This is a genomic window from Cereibacter sp. Soil_C_27 (genome assembly GCF_057657095.1).
This window is the reverse complement of the sequence record NZ_JBDGJD010000031.1, coordinates 1-525: the sequence shown is the minus strand read 5'-3', so window position 1 is coordinate 525 and position 525 is coordinate 1. Positions and strand designations below refer to the sequence as shown.

Below are 525 nucleotides of genomic sequence, written 5' to 3'. Positions count from 1 at the left end.
GCCGGCCACCCCAACCGTAGCGCCAAGACCCGTCATGCACTAAGATTAAACCCGGACCACTCCATAGGGGCAGGCCAATTCACTCAGACGTCACCTCAGCGGAACGCCGATATCCTGCGGAAATCGGTGGGAGCTGCGGTCCATCCGTAGGGAGGCATGGCGGTGCCTTACCGACAGCTCCTTGCTGATGAACACCTCATATACCGTCCGATATGCGTGGAGGCTAACCTCAGTCAGTCCCAGCGTCTTCAATACGTGCGAAACGTGAGCTGTTGGCGCTCAGATGTGCCGAATCTTCATGAGATCATTTGAGGCTCCAGACCGTGGAGCACCCCCCGACTTTCGGGATCATAGCTCAGCAATTCGCTGGGTTGTTTGTGCTGCAACAACCTTGCAGCGGGTGGGACGGGGTAGACCCTTGTTACGCAAACCATCGACAGGACCGACCCATGTCAGAGATCCTCACGAAATCGCGGGCCAGAAACGTGTTCTACGGAGGATCCCTGTTCTTCGCAGCCATCTTCG

Annotated in this window: 1 pseudogene; it reads left to right on the top strand. The window is 57.1% G+C overall.

Annotated elements, in window-relative coordinates:
• Positions 1 to 449: 449 nt before the first annotated feature.
• Positions 450 to 525, top strand: a pseudogene (locus AC3A5Z_RS24160) (c-type cytochrome); the annotation flags it as partial.